Raw genomic sequence first — 26,242 nt, 5'->3', positions numbered from 1 at the left:
TCCACCTCACGCTAAGGAGGCCCCGGCCGGGAGGGAAGCGGGCTGTGCCGCATCGCGGGACGCCGCAGGTGCGCCGGCGCGCTCACGAGCCGGAGGCACCTCGGTTCAGCCGGGCCAGCATCCGGTTGTAGGCGGCGAGCGCATCCTCGTCGTCGTCGAGGTCGTCGCCGGACCCGGCCTCACCGGTCTGCTCGGAGATCGCCGAGCGGCGCGCCGACTCCAGCCACGGCCCGAAGTCCACCCGCCCGCTCGGGTCGGAGACCCACAGCCGCCCGATCAGGACCATGATCACCATCATCAGGGCGTCGCCGCCGACCCACATGATCGCGCCACCGAGGTGCACGCCCTCGACGTCGTAGGCGGGGAACATCGTCGCGGGCGCGAGCATGAGCACCACGCCGACGAGGGTGTCGACACCCATCGCGATCAGCATGAGTACGAACCGCGAGAAGTACGCGGGCCGGTTCGGGATCACGTCGACGCCGATGGCGGTGTGGAAGAACAGCAGCCCGGTGAGCAGGTAGAGCGCCTGTTCCGAGTAGTGGAGGCCCATCGAGCCGGCCATGACCTGCATGAACCCGGTGAGGTGGGTGAGGACGACGACGACGGCGTAGACGACGAGCACGGTGCCGGGGAAGGTGACCGCCCGCGCGACGGGGCTCGCGACGGCGGCGTCGAACCCGTGCGCCGCACCGCCGCGGAGGTGGTGGCGCGCCAGCTCCAGCGGGCGCCCGGCCACCCAGAAGGCCGGCACGACCATGATCAGCATGAGGTGCATGACCATGTGCACCGCGAACGCGCCGTGCCCGAACACCGCGATCCCGGAGTTCCAGGTGACGACGGCGGCCGTCAGCGCGGCGAGGAACGAGGCGGTGCGCCGCAGCGGCCAGGAGCCGTGGCGCACCGCGCCCACCAGGTAGAGCGCGCCCAGCACGACGAGCACGGCGTCCACACCCCAGGCGGGCTCCCAGGTGGTGAGCACGTCCGCCCACGCCGGCCCCGGGGTCGGCCCCATCGGCCCCATCAGGTGAACAGCTCCAGTCACGGGTCCCATCGTGCTCCGCCCCCGCCCACGCGGCAGCGCGCCGGGGTCCTACACCGGCAGCGCCGAGAGCTTCTGCCACTCCGGCCAGGTGTACGACCAGTCGTAGATGTCGGTCTGAGGCATCGCGACCGGGCTGCCGGTGACCTCGACCGGGTCACCGAAGATCGCGGTGTTGAAGTAGTTCTCGGCGTCCTGGGTCGAGAGGTTCACGCAACCGTGGGTCACGTTCTCGTTGCCCTGGGCGCCCTCGGAGAGCGGGTTGGCGTGGATGAACTCGCCGTTGTTCGAGATCCGGACCGCCCAGTGCTCGGGAACGTTGTTGTAGCCGTACGCCGGGTTGGACATCAGCTTGGTCTGCTGCTTGCCCATGACGACGTGGACGCCGTTGGTGGTGTTGCGGTTCGGGTCGGCGCCCAGGCCGTAGCTCGCGGGCACGGTCATCACGGGCTTGCCGTCGCGGACCACGACCATCTGGAAGGACTTCACGTCGGCCTTGACGATCTGGGAGCGGCCGATCGTGAAGTGCGAGGTGACGTTCGCGGTGCCCCAGGTGCCGCCGCCGGCGTCGACGCCCTGCAGGTTCGCGGCGACGTCGACCTGGGTGCCCGGCTTCCAGTAGCCCTCCGGGCGCCAGTGGGCGCGCGAGCCCTGCTCGGTGTCGGGCAGCCACGCCCAGGAGCCCGGCGTCGGGACGGAGGTCTGCACCGAGAGCGCGCGCTGCGCGGCGGCCTTGTCGGTGACGGGCCCGTTGAACTGGACGATGATCGGCGCCGCGACCCCGACCGTGGCGTTGTCCGCGATGTTCAGGTTCGCGGCGATCTTGTTCTGGGGGGTGACGGTGGTGAACGTGCCGGTCAGCGGCTGCGCCGCCCCGGTGGCGTCGGCGGCGGCGCCCTTCCACGTGTAGGTGGCGGAGAAGGCGAGCGGTGCCGTGCTGGTCCACCCGTCCGGCGTCGGGTGCCCGGCGACGGCCGCGCCGTCGGGACCCACGAGGGCGATGTCGGTGAGCTTGCCGTTCGCGACGTGGACGGTGGCGGGCTGCGCCGGGCCGACCCCGGTGGCGCCGGCGGCCGGGGTGGTCGTGACCTGGACCGCCGGCGCGGCGGGAGCGTCCGCCTGGCTCTCCGAGGTGCTCCCACCGGAGGCTCCGGGCCCGGCGTTCGCCCGCTCGATCGTGCCCCACACGGTGACCGCGGCGAGAGCCACCGCGAACGTCACCATCACCCCGAGCAGAAGTCGCCCGAGCGCCATCGACCCACACCCCACACACGCGTCGTCGTCACCTGCGTCCCCGGGACTCCCGAGGGCCTGCACGTCGGACGTATCGGGTCCGACGCGGTTCCACCATGGTGCCCCGTGCGTGACACGGACGTGGTGCGGCACACCGGTCGCGGTCGGATTCGTGACCCGGCCGTCGCACGACGGCGCGAGCCGTGGCCCCGACCTGGGTCGGGACGAGCCCGGACCGCATGACCGCGGTCGCCGTCCCCACGGTAACCGGCCGGGGACACCCCGCCCCGCGCCCCGGGGGGGCGGGGTGGCTCTCCGGCTCGCGGCCTAGCGGCCGGGGATCGGCCGGCCCGAGAAGAGGTACTTCTGCGCGAGGGCCACCGGGTCGTAGGCGGGCGCGGCGGACACGGCGGGCTCCGGTTCCGCGGTCGTCACCGGCCGGGTCTGCACGATGCAGACCGGGTCGCCCGCGCGACGGTGCCTGCTGATCACCCACTCGACGTCGACCGCGTGCCCGTAGTGCTCCTCGATGGCGATGACGGCGGAAGCGATCGCGCCCACCTGCTCGTCGTCGAGCACCCGGCGGTCGGCGAGCTTGGCGGGCATCTCGATCTCGGTCACGGCCCCGACCGCGAAGTCGAACGCGCTCACGATCTTCTTGTGCGCCACGTCGTAGCGCAGCACCCGGCCGTCGGCCTTCCCGACCTCGACGTGGTCCGGATCGACGAGCCCCTGGACGATCGCCTCGCCCCAGCCCCAGCTGGTCTCGATGACGATGCGGTCGCGCTTGCCCGTGACCGGGTGCACCGAGAACGCCACGCCGGACGCGCGGGCGTGGATGAGCTCGATGACCCCGACCGCGATCGGCATGTCGTGGTGGCTGATACCGCGGCGCAGCCGGTAGGCCAGGGCGCGGCCGGTGAACAGCGACCCCCAGCAGCGCCGGACCGAGTCCAGCACCCGCTCGATGCCCGAGACGCCGAGGTAGGTGTCGAAGATCCCGGCGAACGAGGCGTCGGCGGCGTCCTCACCGGTGGCCGACGAGCGCACCGCGACCGGCACGTTGACGTCCACGCACCGCAGGCACAGCTCCTCGTAGGCCTCGGTCAGCCGCTCGGTGAGGTGCTCGCTCATCGCGGTGGCGGCGAACAGCTCGCGGATCGCGGCCGACGCCTGCTCGATCTCGGCGTCGGTGACCTCCCCGTCCGACCCGGTACCCAGCCCGTCGAGCACCGCGTCGATGCGTCCGTCGAGGCCCGAGTCCCGGCAGTGGCGCCGGTAGGCGTCGACGGTCACCGCGAAGCCCTGGGGGACCAGCACCCCGGAGGCGAGCAGCTCGGCGAGGCGACCCATCTTCGCCCCACCGCAGGCCACCGCCTCCTCGGGCGCCATCTCGTCGAGCCAGGCGAGGGCGTCGCAGCTGTGGCGCTCGGGCACGGGCCCCGCGTCGGCCCCCGCCGAGGTCATGCGGGGACCTCCGAGGACGCCTCGGTCGGTGGTGCGGCGGCGTCCGCGGCCCGGGTGAGGATCGTGACGGTGCCGTTGGTCCCGTCGATCTCGACCTCGTCGCCGTCGTTGACCGACATCGTCGCGACGCCGGTCGCGGTCACCGTCGGGACGCCGTACTCGCGGCCGACGATCGCGGCGTGGGAGAGCATCCCGCCGCCGTCGCAGGCGCAGCCGGCGATCTTGCCGAACGCCGGGGTCCAGTTCGGCGAGGTGGACTCGCAGATCAGGATCGAGCCGGGCTCGAGACGGTGCAGTTCGTCGGACGACTGCAGCACGCGGGCGATGCCGCGGGCGGTGCCCTTGGCGGCCGGCACCCCGGAGATCGTCGTCTGCGCCGCGGCGTCGGGGTCCTGCACCGCCCTGATGGACTGCGGGTTCAGCCCGAAGATCTCGATGAGGATCGGGTCCTCGACGGCCTCGGGGATGGTCCCGAGCACCTTCGGCATCTCGCCGCGGCGACCGTGCCAGTGGTCGAAGTACTGCCGGCGGGAGTCGACGAGGCTGCGCATGCCCGCGTCGTAGGGCCGCTCGCCGGTGGCGATGTCGCGCAGTTCGGGCCAGAACAGGTACAGCATGTCGTCGTGGTGGTCGGCCTTGACCCGGTTCGCGAGCTCCTGGCACCCCCAGCGCAGCGGGAGCATGACCTTGAGGTCGATGTAGTAGTTGTGGTCGTCCTGCCACCAGGGGAAGTTGGCCGCCTGGTTGGAGACGAGCCCGGCGTCGAAGACCCCCTGCTCCTCCCGGGTGAGCCCGGCGCGGGCGTTCTCGATCGCCTCCTCCCGCTCGGCCATCGCGTTGGCGGCGGCGCGGTCGAAGTCGTGGGGCTCCTTGCGCTGCAGGAACGTCTTCACGAGGTCCAGCGGGATCGTGTTGTCCTCGATCCAGCTCGGGACGCCGACGTCGCAGGTCGCCTCCGCGCGGTACCCGTAGATCACCAGGAACTCGTCGAACTCGGTGAGCCAGACCGACGCGGCGCCGCCGTGACGGGCGAGCGCGTCGCGCAGCTGCCCGCCGCTGTTGGCCTCGAAGACCGGCTCGAGTCCCGCGGCCCGCGCCTTGAGCGCGAGGTCGGAGAGCTTGCGGTCGGTCTCCATGATCTTCGTGTCCTCGCCCTGGAGGAACTTGCCGATCTCGTTCGGGTTGATGCCCATGTCCGCGCAGGCGCCGTAGAAGCCGAGGAAGTTCGCGAGCATCGGGTACATGACGCCGAAGTGGATCTCCATGGCGCGCTTGTGGTACCGGCGGGCCTGGCCGAGCAGGTCGGGCAGCTGGTCGCCGCGGGCCTGCGTGAAGTCGATGCCCCGGAAGTACGACCAGGTGCTCTCCAGCTCGTCCCGGCCGGATTCCCAGATGCTGCGGTAGTTCGTCAGGAAGTGGGGGAGGTTCGTGGCGATGCGCCCGGCGCGCGCCTCGATCTCGCGCGGGTCGGTCTCGGGCAGCGCGGATCCGTAGAGGTGGGTGCCGGCGAAGCGCGCGCTGACGCCGCGCCCCGGTGGCAGCGGCAGCGACTCCGCGGCGTGCTGGGTGCCCCAGCAGTAACCGTCGCCGCTCCACAACGTGGCGCCCAGCGGCGTGAGGCCCCGCGACCAGTGGAAGTCGAGGAACCAGAACTGGTTCTCGTCCCCGGGCTTGAACGGACCGGCCGGGTCGACGATCCACGGCATGTCGAAGAACTCCGGCTTGTACCCCGGGTACCACTCGCCCGTGCTGTACGCGTCGACCGGAACGACGTTGGCCATCTGACCCTCCTCGGCGGTGAGTTCGAGCAGACCGTGATCCAAGCTCAAGAGTGACGCAAGCAACACGTTCCCGGGGAGGGAACGTTGCTCCCGGAGGAACGGGCCGCTCCCGGGCCGTCCGGAGAGGGCCTAGCCTCCGGCCGATGAGCACCCCTCGAGCGCTGCTGCTCGACATCGGCGGAGTCCTGCTCACGTCCGGGCACGAACGGATGGCCTCGCTCGGTGCCCGACGGCCCGAGCTGGTGTCGTTCACCGACGTCCGCGGACTGCTCGGGCCGCGGCCCGACGCGGCGTGGGACCACGTGCTCGACGGGCGGGCGGGCGAGCGCGGCTACTGGGCGGCGCGCGCGGCGGAGTACGCGACGCTGGTGGGCGACCGGTCCGCGCGGGGCGTGCCCGCGCTCATGGACGTCCTCTATCCCGCCGGGGACGATCCCGCCGTTAATGCGGACGACGGCACCGGGCTCTTCCGCCCCGAGGTCGTCGCGCTCATGGACGACGCGCACACCGCGGGCCTCGTCGTCGCCGCCCTGACCAACGACCTCGCCGCCTTCCACGGTGACAGCGACGGCGACCTCACCGACCATCCGATCCTCGGACGCTTCGACACGATCGTCGACGGCTCCGTGACGGGGGTGCTCAAGCCGGATCCGCGCGCGTACCGGATCGCGCTCGACGCGGTGGGCTGCGCACCGGAGGAGGTCGTGTTCCTCGACGACATCCCCGGCAACTGTGCCGGCGCCCGGGCCGCCGGGATCATGACCCTCGAGGTGGACGTGCGGGACCCGTCCGCGGCCTTCGCCCTGGCGCGGGACGTCCTGGCGCTGCGGGCCGTCGCGTGAGCGGCAACGTCAGAAAAGTCCCGTTCCAGACGTCCGGTGTCCGGAAACCGTCGTCGATCACCGGGCCCGACGACGGGGGCGGCCCGGCGACGGCGGTCGTGGTCGGCGCGTCCGGGGCGCTCGGCTCGGCGATCGCCGCCCGGCTGGCGAGCGCGGGCCTCGTCGTCGTGGGCGTGGCCCGGAAGCCGCCCGACCCGGCCTCGGCCCCGGGCGTTCGCGGGTGCGCCGCCGACATCGGCGACGACTCCGCGGTCGACGCGATCCGGGCGGCGGTCGACGACGTCGGGGCGCCGGTGCGGATGGTGGTCCAGGCGGCCGGGCTGCCGGCGGCGGGACCGCTGCCGACGATCGACCCGGACGCACTGGGCAGCGCCGTCGCGCTCAAGGTCGGCGGGATGCTGCGCCTGGTCCGGGCGGTGGCGCACCGCCTCGGCCCGGGCTCGCGGCTGGTCGCGCTCGGCGGGCACTACGGCAGTGAGCCGTCCCCGCACACCTGCGCGGCCGGGGTGACGAACGCGGCGCTGGCGAACCTGATGCGCCAGCTCGCCGACCACCACGGCCCCGAGGGGGTCACCGCCCACCTGGTCGCCCCGGGCCCGGCCGACACCGACCGGCTGCGGCGGCTCTCGCAGGCCCGCGCCGACGAGCGTGGCGTGGACGTCGAGGAGATCCTCGCCGAGCGCCGGGCGGAGTCACCGCTGTCGGCGCTGGTGACGCCGGGGCAGGTCGCGTGGGCGGTCGCCACGCTGCTCGACCCGGAGGCCGACGCGCTGACCGGCTCCACCCTCGCCCTCGACGTCGGCGCCCGGCGAGGTCTCTTCTAACCGTCCAGCCCGGCCTCGGTGACGAGCCGGTGGAACAGCGCCTCGGCGTCGGCGTCGAGGCCGCGGGCGGTGAACCACTCGGCCATCCGGCGGACGTCGCGGACGAGCACCGCGGGCCCGTGGAGTTCCTGCCGGGGCCCGGCGGGCCCCGCGACCGGTTTTCCCGCCTCACGCGCCCGGGACCGGCGCACCGGACGGGACACCGGTGCTGACGTAGTCCTCGTAGTGGCGCCGCCACGCGGGCGTCGGGCTGCCACCGGGTCCGCCGACGGGGCTGCCCGCCAGTGCCGAGTCCAGGGCCTCGAGGCAGATCTCCCAGCCGGCGGCGGTGCGCGCCGCGGTGTCGCGGTCGGCGAGCAGGGCGGTGAACGTGAGCCGGCACCCGCCGTCGGAGAGCGGCTCGAGCAGGAGGCGCAGCTCCTCGCCCGCCCACGTGAGCGTGAACCGGTGGGGCGGGTCGTGCTCGACGACGGTGCCCGTGCCGCCGTCGCCGTCCTCGTCGAAGGAGTACCGCACCGGGGCGCCGGGGGCCGGCTCGCCGAGATCGGGGAAGGCGACCCGGGCCGGGAACCAGGCGACCAGTTCGGTCGGGTCGGTGACGGCGTCCCACACGCGCTCGGGGGAGTGCGGGTAGTCGCGCACGAAGCGCAGCGCGGGCCTGCCGTCGATCTCGGTGTAGGTGCCGGTCGTCATCGGGGTTCCTCCGGGGTGCGGTCGAGGTGCTCGCCGAGTGCGTCGAGGGCGTCGCCCCAGAGCAGGCGGTAGGGCGCCAGCCAGGCCTCGAGCTCGCCCATCGGGCGCGGGTCGATCGCGTAGACGCGGCGCTGGGCGTCGACCGTCGCGCGGACGAGGCCCGCCTGCCGCAGCACGGCGAGGTGCTTGGACGCCGTCGGTTGGGCGAGATCGAGACGCGCGACGACCTCGCCGACGGCGTGCGGACGCTCCCGCAGCAGGTCGAGGATCGCGCGCCGGGTCGGGTCGGCGAGAGCGGTCCAAGTGGTGGACACGGCCGCGAGTATGCCGTGAACGGCATATGCCTGTCGAGGCATGTGACGGATGGGGTCTCATTCGGAGCAAGGGGGGAACCTGCGACCCTGGGTCCGCGTCCGTTCTCGAGGACGGTCTCTTGATCGAGACAGCTCCGCGTGGTCGGGCCGGGCCCGCGCGGTGGACGGCGATCCGGCGAAGGTGCGGGGGAACGCTCGAGTGGCGACGGTGGCGACCGATCCGGCGACGACGGGGACGGCCGGGGACCGGGTGGCCGCATGGATGACGCGGCGCCTCGGCTCGATGGTGACCGTCTACCTCACGGTCGGCCTCTCGGCGATCTGGATGGTGCTCGGGGCGCGCGCGGTGTTCGGGTTCGACCCGTACCCGTACCCCGTCCTGCTCTTCGTCGGGAACGTCGTCCAGCTGCTGTTGATCTTCGTGATCCTCGTCGGCCAGCGGACCCTCTCGGAGTCGGGCGAACGGCGCGCGCTGCAGACCTACGACGACGCCCAGGCGATCCTCGGCGAGTGCCACCGCCTGCAGGCGCTCATCGACGACCGGGCGCGCCTGCTCAACCGCGGCGCCGCGGCGGGGCGGGAGCTCGACCCCTGCGACACCGCACCGATCATGATCAGCCCGCCGCTGGCCGTGGAACCCGCGACGTCGACCGTGAACCGTCGGATCGCCGCCTGGCTGGTGCAGCGCCTGGGCGGGCGGTCGGCGGTCGTGGTCACCGCCGGGATCGTCCTGGTGTGGATGGCTCTGGCCCTGCTCGGCGTGATCCCGGACTCCTACCCGTTCCCGTTCCTGCTGTTCTGCTCGAGCCTCGCGCAGCTCGTCTTCATGTTCGTGATCATGGTGGGCCAGGACGTCCTCGGTGAGGTGTCCGAGCGCCGCGTCGCGGAGACGGCCAACCACACCGCTGTCGTCCTCCAGCAGTGCCGCCACCTGCGTCAGCACCTGCTCGCCCAGGACTCCCTGCTCGACGCCGTGGTGGATCAGGCCGTGAGCGCCGGGCAGCCGGACCGGGCCGGCGCGCCCGCCCCGCGCGCGCACGTCGACCGCCCCGAGGACGTGGGTTCCGGGAGCCGCTGAGCCGCCGTCGTCGGCTGGTCGTCAGCTCCGTGGCGGCCCCGCCCGACGAGGGGCACCTGGGGCAGCTTCGTGGTCGCTCGCGCATGCCGCCTGTGCTCCTGATCATGGGCGGCGGGGTCGTCTGGGCCCGCCATCCGGCACGATGCTCGGCATGGACCTCGGCCTCACCGGACGCACCGCGATCGTCTGCGCCTCCACCTCCGGCCTCGGCGAGGCGACGGCCCGGGCGCTCGCCGCGGAGGGCGCCCGGGTCGTCGTGTGCGGCAGGCGGGCCGAGCGCGCGGCCGAGATCGCCGCCGAGCTCCCCGAGGCGGTCGGCGTCGGGGTGGACCTCACGGCTCCCGACGGGCCCGACACCCTCGTCGCGGCGGCCACCGAGGCGTTCGGGTCGATCGACGTGATCGTGCTCAACAGCGGCGGCCCGCCCCCGAGCCGGGCCGCGAGCATCGACGCCGAGGCGATCACCGAGGCCCTGGTCCCGCTGCTGCTCGCCCAGCAGCGACTGGTCGCGGCCGTCCTGCCCGGGATGCGGGAGCGGGGCTGGGGCCGGATCCTCGGGATCGGCAGCGCCGGCACCGTCGAGCCCATCCCGGGGCTGGCGCTGTCCAACGTCGGGCGCGCCGCGCTGGCGGGCTACCTCAAGACCCTCGCCGGGGAGGTGGCCTCCGACGGGGTGACGGTGAACCTGCTGCTCCCCGGCCGGATCGCGACCGCCCGCACCACCGGGATCGACGCGTACATCGCCGAGCGGGAGGGCACCACGGCCGCCGACGTCGAGGCGCGCGCCCAGGCGGAGATCCCGGCGGGCCGGTACGGGACCGCCGCCGAGTTCGGCGGCGTGGCGACGTTCCTCTGCAGCCAGGCCGCGTCCTACGTCACCGGCACGGCCACCCGCTGCGACGGCGGGCTGGTCGGCGGCCTCTGAGACTCACACCCGCGTCGAGCGGGCGACGATCTCCTCGCGGCGCTTCCTCGAGGCGGGCACGCCGCCGATCGCCCAGTCCTCCGGCGCGACCTGCGCGACCCGTCCGCGCACCCGGGAGCGGGTGGCACCGAGCACGTCGCAGATGGCGTCGGTGATCTCGGCGAGCAGCTGCTGCCGTTGGGACGCCGGGCGTCCCTCCAGCACGGCGGCCACGAAGTACGGGGCCGGGTCGCCGTCGACGGCCGCCGTGATGCCGCCGGTGGCCCACAGCTCGGGCGGGTGCATCGTGACGAACGCGCGGACGCGGTTGATCGGCGACTCGAGCACGGCCGCGTACCGCTCGCTGACCCTGCGCAGGAGCTCCTCGATGCGGGCGGGCAGGTGCTCACCCTCCACGAGGTGGATCTCCACGACCGGCATCTAGCCCCCGTTCCGGATCGCCATCACGACCGCCTTGGGCTCGGTGAAGAGCTCGCGGCCGAACGTACCTCCTCCACGATCCCCATCACCCCTCCTCGCGCGTGCGGGCCAGTTCCATGGCCACGTCGATGATCATGTCCTCCTGGCCGCCGACGAGGCCCAGCTCGCCGCAGCGGCGGAGGATCTCGTGGGTGGGGACCTCGTAGCGCTCGGCGGCGTGCTCGGCGTGCAGCAGGAAGCTCGAGTAGACCCCCGCCCAGCCCTGGACGATCGCGTTGCGGTCCATCTTCGGCCAGCGGTGCAGGTACGGGCGCACGACGTCCTCGGCGGCGTCGAGCAGCGCCATCACGTCGAGGCCGGTGCGCACGCCGAGGCGGTCGAACACCGCGGCGAGCACCTCGGTGGGGGAGTTGCCCGACCCGGCACCGAGCGCGCAGAGCGACCCGTCGATCTCCTTGACGCCGACCTCCGCGGCGATGACCGAGTTGGCGACGCCGAACGAGAGGTTCTGGTGGCCGTGGTACCCGACCCAGGCCTCGTCGCCGACCTCGGCGACGAGCGCCTCGAACCGCGCGCGGGCCTCGTGCATGAGCAGGGCCCCGGCGGAGTCGGTGACGTAGGGGCACTGGCACCCGGCGTCGACCATGATCCGGGCCTGCTTCGCGAGGTCCTCCGGCGACGTCCGGTGGGCCATCATGAGGAACCCGACGGTCTCCATGCCCAGCTCGCGGCCCAGCCCGAAGTGCTGCGGGCTGACGTCGGCCTCGGTGCAGTGGGTGGCGACCCGGACGACCTCGGCGCCCGCGTCGTGCGCGCGGCGCAGGTCGTCCGCGGTACCGATGCCGGGCACGAGCAGCACCGCGATCCGGGCGGTGCGGGCCTCCTCGCGGGCCGCCGCGATCAGGCGGAGCTCGTCGGTGCGGGAGAACCCGTAGTTGAAGGTGGAGCCGCCCAGCCCGTCGCCGTGGGTGACCTCGATGACCTCGACGCCGGCCCGGTCCAGCGCCCGCACGGTGTCCCGCACCTGGTCCTCGGTGAACTGGTGGGCCTGCGCGTGGCTGCCGTCGCGCAGGGTGGTGTCGGTGATGCGGACGTCGTTCCTGATCTCGGGCCTCGTCATGCCGGCACCCCCGAGTCGATGAGCTCCCGAGCGATCAGCTCGCCCACCCGGGTCGCCGCCGCGGTCATGATGTCGAGGTTGCCTGCGTACTCCGGCAGGTAGTCGCCCGCGCCGCGGACCTCGAGGAACACCGCGACGCGGCCGCGGCCGCCCCACTCGGGACGCGGCGGGTCGAACTGCGGGTCGGCGCGCAGCGTGTAGCCCGGCACGTAGGACTGCACGCGGGCGACCACGGCGTGCACCGAGGCCGAGACCGCCGTGGTCGTCGCGTCGTCCCAGCGCTCGCCCGGGATCGCGCAGAACACCGTGTCCCGCATGATCATCGGGGGCTCGACGGGGTTGAGGATGATGATCGCCTTGCCCCGCGCGGCGCCGCCGACCTCCTCCACCGCCCGCGCGGTGGTCTGGGTGAACTCGTCGATGTTGGCCCGCGTGCCGGGCCCCGCCGAGCGGGACGCCGCGGAGGCCACGATCTCGGCGTAGGGCACCTCGAGGACCTGGGAGACCGCGGCGACGATCGGGATCGTGGCCTGCCCGCCGCAGGTGATCATGTTGACGTTCGGGGCCTCGAGGTGGTCGGGCATGTTCACCGCCGGGCAGACCATCGGCCCGAGGTGCGCGGGCGTCAGGTCGACCGCCCGGATGCCCGCGGCCTCGTAGCGCGCCGCGTTCGCGGCGTGCGCCCGGGCCGAGGTCGCCTCGAAGACGATCCGCGGCAGCGGGTCCTGGGCCAGCAGCCAGTCCACGCCCTCGGCCGAGGCGGCGATCCCGGCCGCGCGCGCCCGGTCGAGACCGGGGGACTCGACGACCCCGACCATCGCCGTCACCTCGACGGTCGAGCTCCGGGCGAGCTTGGCCAGCAGATCGGTGCCGATGTTGCCGGGGCCGACGACGGCCGCCGGAATCCTCGTGCCGGGCGGAGCGCTCATGGCGCGACGGTGACACGGGTCACCGACACTGCGGAACCGCCGCGTTCGCGAGCGGGCAAAGGGCCCCGGCCTTGCGCCCGATCGGCGTCAGCGGCGCGGCCGGCGGGGCCGGCCCCTGCGTCCGGAGGGGTGATGCCCCGTCGGACTCGACGTGAGGGGCGGGTGGTCCCGCGCGCGCCCTGTCGTCGGGGACGCATGGCTGCTAGACCATGGGTCATGGCGACCCCGGTCACGACCCAGCCCGCCACGCCGCCGTCGGAGGGCACGGTGCGCGCGGAGGTCGACGGGGTCGTCGCCCGGGTCGTGCTGACCGCCGCCCGCCGGCGCAACCCGCTCTCGGTCGCCACGATGCGCGCCGTCACCGCGGGCCTGCGGGAGGTGTCGGGCCGCGAGGGCGTCCGCGTGATCGTGATCGCCGCGGAAGGGCCCGCGTTCTCGGCGGGTCACGACCTCTCGGAGATGGTCGACCGCACCCTCGACGAGGAGCGCGAGGTCTTCACCGTCTGCACCGAGATGATGCGCGCGGTCCACGACGTGCCGCAGCCGGTCATTGCCGCCGTGCAGGGCATGGCCGTCGCGGCCGGGTGCCAGCTGGTGGCGACGTGCGACATCGCGATCGCGGCGGACCACGCCGTCTTCGGCACCCCCGGCGTGAAGATCGGCCTGTTCTGCTCGACCCCGATGGTCGCGGTGAGCCGCGCGATCGGGCGCAAGCGCGCGATGCGCATGCTGCTCACCGGCGAGACGATCGACGCCGCGACCGCCGTCGAGTGGGGCCTGATCACCGACGCCGTCCCGGCCGACGAGCTCGACGGGGCCGTCCGCGACATGGCCGAGAAGGTCGCCGACGCGAGCGGTGTGACGCTGCGCATCGGCAAGGAGGCCTTCTACCGGCAGATCGACCTCTCCGAGGACGACGCCTACGCCGAGATGAGCGAGGTCATGGCCACGAACGCCATGACCTGCGACGCGCAGGAGGGCATGTCGGCCTTCCTGGCGAAGCGGTCGCCGGTCTGGCAGCACCGCTGAACGACGCCCACGACAGTGGCAAAGGAGCCCACCCGATGACCTTCCCCGGTCTGCAGCACGTCGCGATCACCGTCTCCGACCTGCAGCGCTCGACCGATTGGTACACCCGCCTGTTCGGTGCCGAGCCGGTGCTCGACGAGGACGAGGAGGGCGGCGAGTTCCACCACACCGTCTACGTCCTCGACGGCGGCATGCTGTTCGGCCTGCACACCCACATGGGCCGTGAGGCCAAGGACGCCTTCGACACGCGCCGCACCGGGCTCGACCACATCTCGTTCGGGCTGCCGGACTCGGCGTCGCTGGAGTCCTGGGGCAAGCGGCTCGACGAGCTGGGTATCTCCCACGGCGGCATCAAGAAGGCGCACTACGGCTCGGGGATCTCGTTCGCCGACCCGGACGGCATCGCGCTGGAGTTCTTCATCGCGCCCGGCACCTGATCTGCGTCGGGCGTAGTGAGCGAGGGGCACCTCCGGTCGGCTGGATCGACCGAAGGTGCCCCTCGCTCGAATCCGGAACGACCGACCACCCGTCCTGATGACGTGCCTCACGGTCCTACAAAGTGACTTGCCGGTCGATCCGGGGTACCGTCCGGCGCATGGCTCCACGGCGCGACTACTTCGACGGATGCGCGGCGGCCCACGCCCTCGACCTCGTGGGCGAGCGCTGGGCACTGCTCGTGGTCCGCGAGCTGCTGCTCGGCCCCAAGCGGTTCACCGACCTGCGGACCGGGCTGCCCCACGCGAGCCCGAACGTCCTCTCGCAGCGCCTGCGTGAGCTGGAGGACGCGGGCGTGCTCCGGCGCCGCCGGCTGCCCCCGCCCGCGGCCTCCGCGGTGTACGAGCTCACCGAGTGGGGCTCCCAGCTCGAGCCGGTGCTGCAGACCCTGGGCCGGTGGGCGTCGCGCTCGCTCCCGGAGGCCGAGCACATCGGCGTCGACTCCCTGGTGCTCTCCATGCGCACCATGTTCTCGTCGCAGAAGGCGGAGGGCGTCGACGAGGTCGTGCAGTTCGTGCTCGCCGACCAGCCCTTCGTCGCGCGCATCCACGACGGCACGTTCTCGATGGAGCGAGGGGAGATCACGACGGCCGACGCGACGGTGACCGCCCAGGCGCCCGAGGCGTGGGCGGCGGTGCTCTACACCGGCCATCCCGTGGACTCCGCGATCTCGGACGGCATGCTCACCCTGACGGGGGACCGCGCGTCCGTCGAGCGGCTGCTCGACCTGTTCCCGATGCCCGAGCCGCTGTCGACCCCGGACGCCGTCGGGGTCTGAGCACGACGCCGGGCGGACGGACCGAGGAGTCCGGCCGCCCCCGGGCGGGGCATGCCACGATCACCGGTATGGACAGCGCTGCCCCCACCGACCCGCCCGTCCTCGTCGAGCGCGACGACACCGAGGCCGTGACCACCGTCCGCCTCAACCGGCCGGACTCCCGCAACGCCCTCACCCTCGAGCTCAAGGTCGCCCTGCGTGACGCGCTGCAGGAGGTGGCCGAGGACCGGTCGGTGCGCGCGGTCGTCCTCGCCTCCAGCGGCCCGGCGTTCTGCGTGGGTCAGGACCTCCGCGAGCACGCCGAGTCCCTCCGGTCCGAGAGCGCGCCCGGCGGGTCGCTGTCCACCGTCACCGAGCACTACAACCCGATCGCGGCGGCGCTCGCCGGCATGCCGAAGCCGGTGGTCGCCGCGATCACCGGGACCGCGGTCGGGGCCGGCCTCGGCTTCGTCCTGGCCTGCGACCTGCGCGTGGCCACCGCCGGGACGAAGTTCGCGACGGCGTTCTCGGGCATCGGCTTCGGCGGCGACTCCGGGCTCTCGGCCAGCCTCGCGCACTGCGTGGGCTCCTCCCGGGCCACCGAGCTGCTCATGCTGGGCGACACCTTCACCGCCGAGCAGGCCCGCGACTGGGGCATCGTGCGGGAGATCGCCGCCGACGCCGAGGCCACGGAGACCGCCGCGCTGGCGCTGGGTCGCCGCCTGGCCGCCGGTCCCACCGTCGCGTACGCCGCGATCAAGCGGGCCGTCGCGCTCGGCACGGTGTCGCCGTTGGGTGAGGTCCTCGCCCACGAGGCCGAGGCACAGGTCCGGCTGGGCGCCACGCAGGACCATCGCGACGCCGTCGAGGCCTTCCTCGCCAAGCAGAAGCCGACCTTCCACGGCCGCTGAGCGCGGCCGGGCGATCAGACGGACTGCAGCCCCACCACGCGCAGCAGGTCGAGCTTCTCCGCGTCCGGGCTGCCCGGCGCCGCGGAGTAGACGATCAGCACCTGGCCGTCGTCGGGGACCTCCAGGGCGTCGCAGTCGAGCGTGATCCGCCCGATGCCGGGCAGGTCGTAGGACTTGCGGTCCACCCGGTGGTCCTCGACGGGCCGCTCGGCCCACAGCCCGGCGAACCGCTCGCTGCTCCGGGACAGCTCGTCGACCAGATCGCGGAGCACGGCGTCGTGGGGGTAGCGCGCGAGCGCGGCCCGGGCGTCGGCCACCGCGGACCGGTCGAGGCGCTCCCGGCCGCCGTCCTCGTCGAGCACGGGGCCGCGGCCCTGGTGACCGTCCGGGCCGAAGCGCATCCACAGCAGGTTGCGTCGTTCGCGGGGGATCGCCGAGATGTCGCCGACCAGGGCGTCGGCCAGCGGGTTCCAGGCGAGGAGGGTCTTGCGGGCGTCGATGAGCATGGCCGGCAGGTCCTGCATCCGGTCCAGCAGGCGCAGCACGCTCGGGCGCACCACGTCGATCACGCGGCCCGGCCCGGGGAGGGTCACCCCGGCGAGGTCGAACAGGTGCCCGGTCTCCGCCGAGGAGAGCCGCAGCGCGCGTGCCAGCGCCCCGAGCACCGACGTCGACGGATGCGGCCCCCGGTCCTGCTCGAGGCGGACCACGTAGTCGACCGACACCCCGGCGAGGCGGGCCACCTCCTCGCGGCGCAGGCCCGGCGTCCGGCGCCGCGGCCCGGCCGGTAGTCCGACGTCGGCCGGGGTGAGTCGCTCGCGCCACTGCCGCAGCGCGGCCGCCAGCTCGGTCGTGTCGCCCCGGGTCATGGCCCCAGACTGCCCCCTCACGCGTCCGAGAGCCTGGTATCACGAGTCCCCGGCTCGGGCGCTCAGGGCGCGAGCGCGTCCCGCAGGTCGCGCTTGAGCACCTTCCCGACGGCGTTGCGGGGGAGCGGCTCGGTGGTGGTGGAGATCCAGGTCGGGACGGCGAACGCCGCGATCCGGGTCGCGACCCGGTCCCGCAGCCGCTGCTCGTCGGGCACGGCGCCGGGCGCGTGCACGACGACGGCCGCCACCTCCTCACCGAGGGTGGGATGCGGGATCCCGATGACGGCCGCGTCGAGCACCCCGTCGACCTCGAGCAGTTCGGCCTCGACCGCGGCGCAGTAGACGTTCTCGCCACCGCGGATGACGACGTCCTTGAGCCGGTCCACCACGCGGATCACCCCGTCGTCGACGCGCCCGAGATCACCGGTGCGGAACCAGCCGTCGACGAAGGCGGCCGCGGTCGCCTCCGGGGCGTTCCAGTACCCGCGCACGACGTTGGGACCGCGGAACCACAGCTCGCCGACGACCCCCTCGCCGAGGTCGGCGCCGGTCTCGGGGTCGACGGCACGCACGTCTGCGCTGGGCACCGGCCGCCCGACGGCGTCGGGAGCCGCGAGGTAGTCCTCGCCGGCGTTGAAGGCGATGCCCGCGGTGGTCTCGGTGAGTCCGTACCCGTTCGACGGCGCCCCGAAGGGACTGACCCGCCGGACCAGCTCGGGCGGGATCGGGGCACCGCCCATCCCGATCCCGACCAGCGAGGACAGGTCGGCGTCGCGGTCCTCGCCTGCCGCGCGGACGAGGTCCCGGGCCACCGTCGGGACCCCGGCGAGGGAGGTCAGGCGCTCCGCGGCGATCACGCGCAGGGCCTCGGTGGGGTCCCAGCGGTAGAGGGTCGCGAGGGTCGAGCCCGCCGCCGTCCCGCTGACCATCGCGCAGAGCCCGGCGACGTGGAAGATCGGGAAGGCCAGCAGCACACCGGGAGCGGCCGGGGGCGTCACGCCGGTGAGGCGTGCGCCGACGGCGACCGTCAGTCGCCGGTTGTGCACGTCGGTACACAGGTTCCGGTGGGTCCCGACGGCGCCCTTGGGGCGGCCGGTGGTCCCCGACGTGTAGAGGATGAAGGCGTCGTCCTCGGGGTCGAGGGCGACGTCCGGGAACCGGTCGTCGGTGAGCCCGCCGAGGAACGCCGGGAAGGCGACCGTGCCGTCGGGTCCGTCGTCCGTGCCGCGCACCACGACGACGGGAACGTCGTCCGGGGTCACCGACCGCAGGACCGCGGCACGCTCGCTGTCGGCGACGACGAGGCGCGGGGCCGCGTCGGCCACCGCGTGCTCGAGCTCCGCGCCCTGCCACCAGGCGTTGAGGGGCACCACCACGAGTCCCGAGACCCACGCGGCCCAGCACAGCGGGGCCCATTCGGGGTAGTTGCGCAGACAGATCGCCACCCGGTCACCCCGGCGCAGACCCGCCTCGGTGTAGCGACGGGCGAGCGCCGCGACCCGCAACCGGTGCTCGGCGTAGGTCACGTGCTCGCCGTCGTACACCGTGGCGTGGCGGTCCCCGTACGCGGCGGTCGCGTCGTGCACGTCGCGCAGGACCCGGGGGTCGGTCACGTGGACCCGCAGCCGCACGCCCCGTACCACCGCCTCGCCCAGCTCGGAGGGGCCGCCGGGGGCGGTCAGCTCCGCGATCACCTCGGTGCGGGTCGGACCCGCCTCGACGCCGGCCATGCCCGCAGTCTGGTCCCGATCGGGCGAGGCCGCCCGACGTCGCGTGACCGGTGCGCACCCCGGGGGTGTGGGGCGCTCCACGAACGGGTAGGCACAAGTGTTCAGCACGCGGACGATCTGCCCGTCGAACCCCGACCGCGTGACCGATCCTTCCCGCGCCGCCGATCGCGGCGGCCGGCGAGGAGGAAGCCATGACCCTCGACGCGAGCCCCGCGGGCCGGGTCGGCCTGCCGGTCGACGCCCGCGGTGAGCTCCCCGACGCGGCCGCTCTCGCGGACCGCCTGCGCGCGGCGATCGACCGCGCGGTGAGCGCCGGCCTGGACGTCGAGCTGCACGTCGACCCCGGTACCGACGCGCTCCCGGCGCCGTTGGCGGAGGTCGTCACCCGTGCGCGGGAGGACGGCGCGCGCCGCGGCGTGGACGTGCGCGTCGTGTCCTGACCCGACGTCACCACCCGATCGAGTGACAAGCAGTCGTCATCAGATCGTGACCATGCCGAGATTCATCGAAACTCCTCAGGAATCCTCGGCGTGTCGGGCGAGTCGTCGCTGGTCGTCGGCTTGATCTGCTTCGCCCGGTATGTCGGCTTGATGCCGGTTCAGGCGCAGAAGCCCAGCTCAGAAGGGTGACCCGGCTCCGTGACGGGCGCATCCGGTGTGCACACTCCTCGCCGTCGTACCGAAACGAAACCGGCCCGTGAGCGTTGAGAGACCGGACCGTTGCGCATCACTGACCGCGAAGGGGCACACCATGGGTCGTCACCACGCGAGCTCTCGTTCCCGGAACGGGGGACATGGCCTGCGACGCGGCGTGGGATCCGCCGGCGCCGTGGGCGCCGTGGGTGTCGGCCTGATCCAGCTCGCCGGGGCCGCCCTGGCCGCTCCCGCTCCCGCCGCACCGGCTCCGGCCGCTGCCCCCGCGCCCGCCACCAAGAGCGCGACCCCCTGCGCGATCACCGCCAAGGCGTGTGTCGACATCTCGCAGAAGAAGGCGTGGCTGACCGACGGCAAGGGCCACGTGATCGACGGGCCCGTCGCGGTGACGACCGGTGCCAAGGGCTACGAGACCCCGACCGGCACCTTCAGCGTCATGTGGAAGGACAAGAACCACAAGAGCGACGAGTACGACCACGCTCCGATGAACAACTCCGTGTTCTTCGCGCCCGGCGACGCGTTCCACGAGGGCAGCCTGCAGCGTGACTCCGCGGGATGCGTGCACCTCTCGCACGCCGACTCGGAGAAGTTCTTCGACAACCTGCAGCCCTACGACCAGGTCCAGATCCTTCCCTGACCGCGCCGCCTGACAGGCTGCTCGGCATGGCCGGGAACCCCGACGAACGCGACGAGCGCATCGCGCTGCTCCTCGACTACGAGAACCTCGCGATCGGGGCCCGCGAGGGCCTCGGGGTGAGCCCGTTCGACCTGACGCCGGTGGCCGATGCCCTCGCGGTGCGGGGCCGGGTGGTCGCGCGGCGCGCCTACGCCGACTGGTCCTCGTTCGACGAGGACCGTCGCCTGCTCGCCCGGGCACAGGTCGAGCTCATCGACATCCCGCAGCGCATCGGCGGCTCCCGCAAGAACGCCGCCGACATCAAGATGGCCGTGGACGCCATCGAGATCGCCTACGAGCGGTCCTGGGTCACGACGTTCGCGATCGGTACCGGCGACTCGGACTTCACCCCGCTGGTCCACAAGCTGCGGGAGCTGGACAAGCGCGTGATCGGGATCGGCGTGGCGTCGTCGACCTCACGGCTGCTCCCGCCGGCCTGCGACGAGTTCCTCTACTACGACCGTCTCCTCGAGGCCGCTGCGCCGCCGCCCGAGCCAGCCCCGGACCCGGGCGCGCCCACCCCGGTCACGGGGTCCGAGGCGGAGACGGCGGCGGCAACCCCCGACGACGACGGCGAGGCGGTGGAGCGGCTGGTGACCCGCACGCTCTCCGGGCTCGCGCGCCAGGGCGACGGGCCGGTGCTCGCCTCCCGGCTCAAGCGGGCGATCCTGCGCCAGGACCCGACGTTCGACGAGGCCGAGCACGGCTTCCGGGGGTTCGGCGAACTGCTGCGCCACCTGCGTGACCAACGCATCGTCGAGCTCTCCACGGGATCGGCGGCCGGGGACCCGGAGGTGTCGTTCCCGGAGAACGAGCCCGCCGAGGACGACGCGTTCCGACTCCTGGCCGAGACGGTGGGCGATCTCGGGCGGGCGGGCGGTGCCGTGCCGCTCTCGGGGCTGAAGGACCAGGTCCGCAAGCGGCGTCCCGGGTTCTCCGAGAAGACCTACGGCTTCGCGTCGTTCCTCAGTTTCGCCAAGGCCGCCCGGGCCCGCGGGGTGGTCCGCATGGCGTGGGACGAGGCCGCGGGGGACTGGCGCCTGCAGCCGGCCTGAGCCGGTGTGGTCCGCCCTCCCCGTCATCGTCATCAGCGCCACACTTCATCAAGTGCTCAGATATTGACTGTGTGAGTCGCGCGGCCTTAGCGTCGTGCCGTCGGCCCCCTTTCCTCTGGAGGACCCCTGTGACCACTGCCGGTGCTGCCGCGCGCGCTCGCGTGACGGCGACGTCCGCCGCGACGAACATGCCCTACCTGATCGGCTCGCTGGTCGTCGGGCTGCTGCTGTTCTACTTCATCGGGTTCGACGAGGGCGCGACCTCGCTGTTCGGGAACACGATGGTCGTCCACGAGTTCGTGCACGACGCGCGGCACTTCCTCGGTTTCCCGTGCCACTGATGCACGCGAAGTCGGTCATCCCGCGGGCGGCGCTCGCGGGCGGGGCCGGCGGCCTGGTGGCGTTCGGGTTCGCGCGGATCTTCGCGGAGCCGCTGATCCAGCAGGCGATCGACTACGAGGACCGCCGCGGCGAGGCCCAGGACGCCCTCGCCGCCGCGGCGGGGCAGCCGGCCGCGGAGGCGGGCCCGGACATCTTCAGCCGCACCGTCCAGGGGACCGTCGGCATCGGGGCAGGGATGGTCCTGGCCGGTGTGGCCCTCGGGCTGCTGTTCGCGGTGGTCTACACCGTGCTCCAGGGCCGGGTGACGGCGCGACCGCGGGTGCTGGCGCTGCTGGTCGCGGGCGCCGGGTTGCTGACGTTCTACGCGACGCCGTTCGTGAAGTACCCGGCGAACCCGCCCGCGGTGGGGCACGAGGAGACCATCGGGGACCGCTCGGGGCTGTTCCTGGTGATGATCGTCGGCTCGGTGGTCTTCCTGGTCGTGGCCGTGATCGTGGGGCGGAAGCTCTCGGCGCGCCTGGGCGGGTGGAACGCGGCGCTGGTCGGCGGGCTCGTCTACGTCGTGCTGGCCGGGGTGCTGATGGCGGTCCTGCCCTCGCTGGGGGAGCTGGCGGCGAACGTGGCCACCTACGGCCCGGCGGCGACCGAGACTCCGCAGCCGTTGCGTGACGCGGCGGGTCGGATCGTGTTCCCGGGCTTCGACGCGGACCTGCTGTACTCGTTCCGGGTGTACTCGTTCACCGCCCAGCTGCTGATGTGGGGCGTGCTGGGTCTGGTGTTCGGGGCGCTGGCCGAGCGGGCGAGCGGCCGCGCGGACGGGGAGTCCGTCGAGGCGGGCGAGGCTCCGGAGACCATCGGGGCCTGAACCACGGCGAGGCGATCACGGCGGGTCCGGGGGCGACCCCGGGCCCGCCGTCGTCGTCCCGCGAGCTCCCGACGGGCCTCTGTACCCGTCGAACAGGTTGACGTCGGAGGGCATGGTCAGCCGTCCGAGGGTCTCCTGGGCGATCCGGTGGGGGAGCGGCTGGGTGTCCGGACCGTTGTCCCGCATCTCCGCGCCCCCGAACCTGCCGGCACCGTCGACACCGTCGGGGGGCACCGAGCGCATGTGCCGCCCGGCGGGGTCGGGGTCAGGGCCGTCGCGGCGATCGTGGCCGTCGGTCCCGAACCACTGGTTCCCGTCCTGCGCGGGGTGATCATCGACGGGCGCCGTGGACGCCACGACGATGCTTCCCCCGGTCGGCGTCGGGCCCGCGTCGACCGGCCCTGCCGAACCGTCGGCGCGGGCCAGCGCCTCCCGCAGATCCCCCACCGGCAGCGGGCGGGTCCGTGTCGTCGTGGTCGCGATGCGGGCGTCGAGCCGGACGCCCGGGTGCCCTTCGGAGGCGAGCGCCAGGCCCTCGGCGATCCGGTCCGCCAGCTCGGCGAGGTGACGGGACGAGGCTCCCGGCACCACGACGGCGAAGGTGCGTCGGTCCAGCCGGACCGCGACGTCGACCGACCCGAGGGGCTCGCTCAGCGCGGCGGCGACCCGGTGCCCGACGTGGTAGGCGGCGCGGGCGTCGTCGAGCGCCGGGTCGTCGAACCCGGCCACGTCGAACAGCGCCAGCCCGACCTGCAGGGCGCCCGGTCCGCCGCGCGGGGCCCAGCGGTCGAGGAACTCGGCGGTGGGCAGGCCGGTGGCGGAGTCGGTGGCGACGGTGGCACGGGTCCCGGCCGCGTCGTGGGCGTCCGCGAGCTGGTCGCGGAGCTCGCGGGTGCCCGCGTGCGCGTCCCGCATGCGATCGATCATGTGATAGAGCGAGGTGGTCGCCCACATCTCGCCCGGCGCCCCGGCGGACCCGGCCTGCTCGCCTCCGGTGGGCATGGTCCGCGCGAGCAGGTCGTCGACGATGCGGGCCAGTGCGGGATCGAGTCGGGCGCCGAGCGCGAAGCGCAGCCGCGCGAGCTCGGAGGCCGCCTGCGTGCGGGAGAACCCCCACCGGCCGTCGAAGACGCGGCCCATCTCGGCCGCACGCTCGACCGGGTCGTGCGCGTGCTGGTCGGTCGCGACGAGGAACGCGCCGGCGTTCGGGCCGAGCGCGACGACCGTCCACTCGTCGGCCATGGTCTCGTCCGGTGCGAGCTCGACGACGTCCACGCCGCGGGGCGGTGCGGGCTCCTCCCCGGACACGAAGCCGACGACCACCGTGACCCCGGCCTCGGCCATCCGCTCGTAGACGGCGCGCTCCCGGTCGAAGTGCGCGAGGCGCTGGAAGAGCGCGACGACCACGGTGGGCTGCTCGACCCGCCCCGACATCACGGCCTTCTCCACGGCGTGCGAGATGTCCACGAGGAGCCGCTTCGACAGGCGCTCGGGGCGGGAGCCCGTCGCCCGGTCCCGGGCGACCCGCGTGGCGGCGCCCAGGTTGTCCACGAAGGCGCGCTCGGCACGCGTCCGGGCGGCGTGGGCCAACGGACCTTCCACGACAGACCTCCTCGGGGCGCGGACGCGCGGCCACAGCAGACCGAGATCGGCCGACGCCGGGATACCGCCGGGAGGTGCACGCCACGCAGGCGGACGGTCACACCCTGCGAGTGGTCGCCGCTCGTCGGTGGGCGGACGATGAGCGTCGCCCCAGGTCACCGTCGGTAGAGCAGCGTCAGGCAGCGGTAGGGGTAACCGATCGGCATGCTTCCCGCGGTCTCCGGGGTCCGAGCGAGGTGGCCGCGGAGGTGGCCGAGCACCGCGCGCCGGTCGTCGGGCGCCCGCGTGCTGACGCGGCTGAACGTGGAGAACAGCAGGAGCAGTTCCCCGGGCGTGAGGTCCTGAGTCCAGCGGGTCTCGACGAGCTCCGGGGTCCCGAAACCGGGGAGGGTCGGCGGGGTCGTCCGTGCGGTGACCTCCGGCTGCCCGGAGATCCGGTTCAGCTCGGCGACCCAGCCCGCGGTGACGTCCGGGAGGTTCCAGAGCAGCGCGAGCACCCCGCCCGGATCCAGCACCCGGGCGGCCTCGGCGGACGCCGCGACGGGGTCGACCCAGTGCCATGCCTGCCCGTACACGACCGAGGCGGCCACCCCGTCGGCCACCGGGAGCCGCTCGCCGGTGCCGTCGCGGACGTCGACGCCGGGCAGGTCGTGCCCGGCGAGCACCGTCCGCATGGCCGGGTCCGGCTCGACCGCGACGACGGCGTGCCCCGCCGCCACGAGCGCCGTCGTCAGCTTGCCGGTGCCCGCGCCCACGTCGACGACCGGTCCCGGGCGCAGGGGCGCGATCGCGGCGGCGGGGTATCCGGGGCGGATCCGGTCGTAGTCGGCGGCGACCCGGCCGAACGACCGGGCCCGCTCCGCCCGGGTCTCGTCGTCCCTCGCGGCGTTCATCACGGGGAGTGTCCCGCGTGCGGATCGAGCATGATGGACCGGACGCAGCGAGGAGGGCGGACCATGGCGGACGACACCGCGGGCGAGCGCGCGACGGGCGATCCGGACGTCGTCGACGTCGAGGCCCGGCACCGGTTCGAGATGCGGGTGGACGGCGCGACGGCGGGCTTCGCCGAGTACCACCGCCGCGGCTCGGACATCTCGTTCGTGCACACCGTCGTCGACGACGCCTACGCGGGGAAGGGGCTCGCGGGTCGGCTGGCCCGGGCGGCCCTGGACGACGCCCGCGCCCGCGGCCTGGCCGTGCTGCCGTTCTGCCCGTTCGTCCGGGGCTGGATCGCGAAGCACCCGGAGTACGTCGACCTCGTGCCCGAGGGCCGCCGCGCCGAGTTCGAACTCTGACCCGTCGCCGGGCGGGCCTCGCGCCGACCTGACGCGGACCACACGAACGAGGTAGTTTCTCGTGCTCACGACATGGGTGTCGGACGAGGCGGGAGACCGGGCATGGCGACCGAGGCCGGAGCATCCACGACCGGGGGCGCGAGCGCCGTCCTCGAGACCCTCCCACTGTCCCGATGGCACAAGCTGATCGTCGTGCTCGTGGGCATCGGGTCGTTCTTCGACCTCTACGAGGTGTTCCTCGGCGGCGTCCTGGCCCCCATCCTCGCGAAGGAGTTCGCGCTCGGATCCGCGGGCAAGGCCGCCGTCGTCGCGAGCGGCTTCCTGGGGATGTTCGTGGGCGCCAACGTGCTGTCGGTGGTGGCCGACCGCGTCGGGCGGCGCCGGGTGTTCCTGCTCAACCTGTTGATCTACTCGCTGTTCAGCCTGCTCGCGGCGTTCTCGCCGAACATCGAGGTGTTCCTCCTCCTGCGGTTCCTGGCCGGGATCGGGCTGGGCTGCGAACTGGTCCTGGTCGACACCTACCTCGCGGAGTTCCTGCCGGCGAAGGTCCGCGGTCGCTACATCGCGTGGGCCTACACGGTCGGTTTCCTCGGTGTCCCCGTCGCCGCGCTGCTGGGCGGCAAGCTCGTGGCCGCCCAGGAGATCGCGGGCATCGACGGCTGGCGCTGGCTGCTCGTCGCGGGGGCGCTGGGAGCGTTCTTCGTCATCTGGATGCGACGGGTGCTGCCCGAGTCGCCCCGGTGGCTCGAATCGCGCGGCCGTCGGGACGAAGCCGAGGCGGTCGTGCGCGACATCGCGGCGCGGGCAGGCGCCCCGGAGGCCGCCGACCGGATCCCGGTGCGGACGGCCGAGCCCCCGCCCGGCGCCGGACCCCCGGCCCGGTCCACCCGCGAGGTCCTCAAGATCGCGTTCACCGGGAACTACCGGACCCGCACGATCATGCTGTTCATCTTCCAGATCCTGCAGACGGTGGCCTACTACGGCTTCGGCACGTTGGCCCCGTTGGTGCTGGTCTCGAAGGGCTTCGAGATCACCGAATCGCTGGGCTACGCGGCGCTGAGCTTCGCGGGCTACCCCATCGGCTCCCTGCTCTCGGTGCCGCTGGTGGAGCGCTTCGAGCGCAAGTACCTGATCATCGCGTCGGCACTGGCCATCGCAGTGTTCGGGATCGTGTTCGCCGCGGCGGCCTCGCCCTGGCTGATCGTCGCCGCGGGATTCCTCCTGACGACGGCGAGCAACATCTTCTCGAACTCGTTCCACATCTACCAGGCGGAGATCTTCCCGACGTCGATCCG

The 26,242-nt window shown here is 73.4% G+C and carries 28 protein-coding genes; 15 read left to right on the top strand and 13 right to left on the bottom strand.

What is annotated here, in order from left to right; all coding sequences use genetic code 11:
- Positions 1–82 precede the first annotated feature (82 nt).
- The 4 genes from VGI02_RS12750 to VGI02_RS12735 all read right to left on the bottom strand — a co-directional run bounded on the left by VGI02_RS12750 (position 83) and on the right by VGI02_RS12735 (position 5,523).
- Positions 83–1,045 (bottom strand): cytochrome c oxidase assembly protein, encoded by a 963-nt coding sequence (locus VGI02_RS12750; protein ID WP_331627754.1) that lies wholly within the window; start codon positions 1,043–1,045, stop codon positions 83–85.
- A 48-nt stretch (positions 1,046–1,093) separates the two neighbouring features.
- Complete coding sequence (locus VGI02_RS12745) at positions 1,094–2,296, bottom strand: L,D-transpeptidase (protein ID WP_331627753.1); 1,203 nt, start codon at positions 2,294–2,296, stop codon at positions 1,094–1,096.
- A 306-nt stretch (positions 2,297–2,602) separates the two neighbouring features.
- Positions 2,603–3,742, bottom strand: a complete 1,140-nt coding sequence (locus tag VGI02_RS12740) for a PEP/pyruvate-binding domain-containing protein (RefSeq protein WP_331627752.1) — start codon at positions 3,740–3,742, stop codon at positions 2,603–2,605.
- Positions 3,739–5,523, bottom strand: coding sequence for a PEP-utilizing enzyme (locus VGI02_RS12735; RefSeq protein WP_331627751.1), 1,785 nt, complete (start codon positions 5,521–5,523; stop codon positions 3,739–3,741). Before VGI02_RS12735 ends, VGI02_RS12740 begins: the two co-directional genes overlap by 4 nt.
- A gap of 143 nt (positions 5,524–5,666) precedes the next feature.
- Between VGI02_RS12735 and VGI02_RS12730 the strand changes: the two genes are divergently transcribed.
- Positions 5,667–6,365: an HAD-IA family hydrolase gene (locus tag VGI02_RS12730; protein WP_331627750.1), complete on the top strand. Its 699-nt coding sequence runs from the start codon at positions 5,667–5,669 to the stop codon at positions 6,363–6,365.
- Positions 6,362–7,189, top strand: a complete 828-nt coding sequence (locus tag VGI02_RS12725) for an SDR family NAD(P)-dependent oxidoreductase (RefSeq protein ID WP_331627749.1) — start codon at positions 6,362–6,364, stop codon at positions 7,187–7,189. Before VGI02_RS12730 ends, VGI02_RS12725 begins: the two co-directional genes overlap by 4 nt.
- A 168-nt stretch (positions 7,190–7,357) precedes the next feature.
- Here VGI02_RS12725 and VGI02_RS12720 read toward each other — a convergent pair whose 3' ends face one another.
- Both VGI02_RS12720 and VGI02_RS12715 read right to left on the bottom strand, forming a co-directional pair.
- Positions 7,358–7,882: an SRPBCC domain-containing protein gene (locus VGI02_RS12720; protein WP_331627748.1), complete on the bottom strand. Its 525-nt coding sequence runs from the start codon at positions 7,880–7,882 to the stop codon at positions 7,358–7,360.
- Positions 7,879–8,196: an ArsR/SmtB family transcription factor gene (locus VGI02_RS12715; protein WP_331627747.1), complete on the bottom strand. Its 318-nt coding sequence runs from the start codon at positions 8,194–8,196 to the stop codon at positions 7,879–7,881. Before VGI02_RS12715 ends, VGI02_RS12720 begins: the two co-directional genes overlap by 4 nt.
- Positions 8,197–8,404: 208 nt before the next feature.
- Here VGI02_RS12715 and VGI02_RS12710 point away from each other — a divergent pair, with 208 nt between their 5' ends.
- Together VGI02_RS12710 and VGI02_RS12705 are read left to right on the top strand one after the other, a co-directional pair.
- Positions 8,405–9,274 carry a DUF1003 domain-containing protein gene (locus VGI02_RS12710; protein WP_331627746.1) on the top strand — a complete coding sequence of 290 codons (870 nt, stop codon included), beginning with the start codon at positions 8,405–8,407 and terminating at the stop codon, positions 9,272–9,274.
- A 151-nt stretch (positions 9,275–9,425) separates the two neighbouring features.
- Entirely contained in the window at positions 9,426–10,199 is a 774-nt protein-coding gene (locus VGI02_RS12705; RefSeq protein WP_331627745.1) for an SDR family oxidoreductase, read from the top strand.
- Positions 10,200–10,202: 3 nt separating this feature from the next.
- Here VGI02_RS12705 and VGI02_RS12700 read toward each other — a convergent pair whose 3' ends face one another.
- The 3 genes from VGI02_RS12700 to VGI02_RS12690 form a co-directional block, all read right to left on the bottom strand.
- Positions 10,203–10,619, bottom strand: coding sequence for a tautomerase family protein (locus VGI02_RS12700; protein WP_331627743.1), 417 nt, complete (start codon positions 10,617–10,619; stop codon positions 10,203–10,205).
- Positions 10,620–10,704: 85 nt separating this feature from the next.
- Entirely contained in the window at positions 10,705–11,739 is a 1,035-nt protein-coding gene (gene dmpG, locus VGI02_RS12695) for a 4-hydroxy-2-oxovalerate aldolase (protein WP_331627742.1), read from the bottom strand.
- A complete protein-coding gene (locus VGI02_RS12690) occupies positions 11,736–12,668 on the bottom strand; it encodes an acetaldehyde dehydrogenase (acetylating) (RefSeq protein ID WP_331627741.1) in 933 nt (310 codons plus the stop codon). Before VGI02_RS12690 ends, dmpG begins: the two co-directional genes overlap by 4 nt.
- Positions 12,669–12,884: 216 nt before the next feature.
- Between VGI02_RS12690 and VGI02_RS12685 the strand changes: the two genes are divergently transcribed.
- From VGI02_RS12685 to VGI02_RS12670, 4 genes are all read left to right on the top strand, one after another.
- Positions 12,885–13,697: an enoyl-CoA hydratase gene (locus tag VGI02_RS12685; RefSeq protein WP_331627740.1), complete on the top strand. Its 813-nt coding sequence runs from the start codon at positions 12,885–12,887 to the stop codon at positions 13,695–13,697.
- Between the two features lie 35 nt (positions 13,698–13,732).
- Positions 13,733–14,134 (top strand): VOC family protein, encoded by a 402-nt coding sequence (locus VGI02_RS12680; RefSeq protein WP_331627739.1) that lies wholly within the window; start codon positions 13,733–13,735, stop codon positions 14,132–14,134.
- A gap of 158 nt (positions 14,135–14,292) precedes the next feature.
- Positions 14,293–14,970, top strand: a complete 678-nt coding sequence (locus tag VGI02_RS12675) for an HxlR-like winged helix-turn-helix transcriptional regulator (protein ID WP_331627738.1) — start codon at positions 14,293–14,295, stop codon at positions 14,968–14,970.
- A 68-nt stretch (positions 14,971–15,038) separates the two neighbouring features.
- Entirely contained in the window at positions 15,039–15,860 is an 822-nt protein-coding gene (locus tag VGI02_RS12670; protein ID WP_331627737.1) for an enoyl-CoA hydratase/isomerase family protein, read from the top strand.
- Between the two features lie 14 nt (positions 15,861–15,874).
- On the opposite strand, the gene VGI02_RS12665 is transcribed toward VGI02_RS12670, so the two are convergent.
- Together VGI02_RS12665 and VGI02_RS12660 are read right to left on the bottom strand one after the other, a co-directional pair.
- A complete protein-coding gene (locus tag VGI02_RS12665; RefSeq protein ID WP_331627736.1) occupies positions 15,875–16,729 on the bottom strand; it encodes a helix-turn-helix transcriptional regulator in 855 nt (284 codons plus the stop codon).
- Between the two features lie 62 nt (positions 16,730–16,791).
- On the bottom strand, positions 16,792–18,459 hold the full coding sequence (locus VGI02_RS12660) for a class I adenylate-forming enzyme family protein (protein ID WP_331627735.1): 1,668 nt from the start codon (positions 18,457–18,459) through the stop codon (positions 16,792–16,794).
- 191 nt (positions 18,460–18,650) lie between these two features.
- Between VGI02_RS12660 and VGI02_RS12655 the strand changes: the two genes are divergently transcribed.
- From VGI02_RS12655 to VGI02_RS12635, 5 genes are all read left to right on the top strand, one after another.
- Positions 18,651–18,899, top strand: a complete 249-nt coding sequence (locus VGI02_RS12655; RefSeq protein WP_331627734.1) for a hypothetical protein — start codon at positions 18,651–18,653, stop codon at positions 18,897–18,899.
- 388 nt (positions 18,900–19,287) lie between these two features.
- The gene (locus VGI02_RS12650) at positions 19,288–19,749 is read left to right on the top strand and encodes a L,D-transpeptidase (protein WP_331627733.1); all 462 of its coding nucleotides are present in this window, start codon (positions 19,288–19,290) and stop codon (positions 19,747–19,749) included.
- Positions 19,750–19,775: 26 nt separating this feature from the next.
- A complete protein-coding gene (locus VGI02_RS12645; protein WP_331627732.1) occupies positions 19,776–20,843 on the top strand; it encodes a PIN domain-containing protein in 1,068 nt (355 codons plus the stop codon).
- A 128-nt stretch (positions 20,844–20,971) separates the two neighbouring features.
- A complete protein-coding gene (locus tag VGI02_RS12640; protein ID WP_331627731.1) occupies positions 20,972–21,184 on the top strand; it encodes a CbtB domain-containing protein in 213 nt (70 codons plus the stop codon).
- On the top strand, positions 21,184–22,050 hold the full coding sequence (locus tag VGI02_RS12635) for a CbtA family protein (protein ID WP_331627730.1): 867 nt from the start codon (positions 21,184–21,186) through the stop codon (positions 22,048–22,050). Before VGI02_RS12640 ends, VGI02_RS12635 begins: the two co-directional genes overlap by 1 nt.
- A 15-nt stretch (positions 22,051–22,065) precedes the next feature.
- Here VGI02_RS12635 and VGI02_RS12630 read toward each other — a convergent pair whose 3' ends face one another.
- Positions 22,066–23,652: a DICT sensory domain-containing protein gene (locus tag VGI02_RS12630; protein ID WP_331627729.1), complete on the bottom strand. Its 1,587-nt coding sequence runs from the start codon at positions 23,650–23,652 to the stop codon at positions 22,066–22,068.
- Between the two features lie 155 nt (positions 23,653–23,807).
- Entirely contained in the window at positions 23,808–24,545 is a 738-nt protein-coding gene (locus tag VGI02_RS12625) for a class I SAM-dependent methyltransferase (protein WP_331627728.1), read from the bottom strand.
- Between the two features lie 63 nt (positions 24,546–24,608).
- Here VGI02_RS12625 and VGI02_RS12620 point away from each other — a divergent pair, with 63 nt between their 5' ends.
- Both VGI02_RS12620 and VGI02_RS12615 read left to right on the top strand, forming a co-directional pair.
- The gene (locus VGI02_RS12620) at positions 24,609–24,947 is read left to right on the top strand and encodes a GNAT family N-acetyltransferase (protein WP_331627727.1); all 339 of its coding nucleotides are present in this window, start codon (positions 24,609–24,611) and stop codon (positions 24,945–24,947) included.
- Between the two features lie 102 nt (positions 24,948–25,049).
- Positions 25,050–26,242 (top strand): MFS transporter (locus VGI02_RS12615; protein ID WP_331627726.1); only part of this gene is annotated, 1,193 nt, incomplete at its 3' end.

The organism is Actinomycetospora sp., from assembly GCF_036497245.1.
Lineage (GTDB): Bacteria > Actinomycetota > Actinomycetes > Mycobacteriales > Pseudonocardiaceae > Actinomycetospora.
This window is presented reverse-complemented; position numbering and strand designations above follow the sequence as displayed.